This window comes from Streptomyces sp. Ru73 (assembly GCF_002920575.1).
Lineage (GTDB): Bacteria > Actinomycetota > Actinomycetes > Streptomycetales > Streptomycetaceae > Streptomyces.
In genome coordinates this window covers 1-326 of record NZ_PQSQ01000239.1, presented here as the reverse complement: position 1 = coordinate 326, position 326 = coordinate 1, and the positions used below count along the sequence as shown (strand labels likewise).

1 protein-coding gene is annotated in these 326 nt (G+C 74.8%); it reads left to right on the top strand.

What is annotated here, in order from left to right; translation table 11 throughout:
• The coding region (locus tag C3486_RS36765) for a CAP domain-containing protein (RefSeq protein WP_258053219.1) at positions 1-326 on the top strand (326 nt) is incomplete at both ends.

The window sequence follows — 326 nt, the reverse complement described above, 5'->3', positions numbered from 1 at the left end:
GCACGGCGGACCCGTCGCCGGACGCCGGTTCCGGCTCCGCGGTGCCCGGGTCATCGGCCTGGTCAACGAGGAACGCGCGAAGGCGGGCTGCGCCCCGGTCACCGCCGACAGCGGCCTGACCGGCCTGGCGCAGGACTTCAGCGAGGACATGGCCCGCCGGGACTTCTTCGCACACACCGACCCGGACGGCGCCACGCCCTGGGACCGCGCGAAGACCGCGGGCATCACCGGCCTCGGCGGCGAGAACATCGCCCGCGGCCAGGCCACGCCCGAGGCGGTCATGGACGCCTGGATGAAGAGCCCCGGCCACCGCGCGAACATCCTCA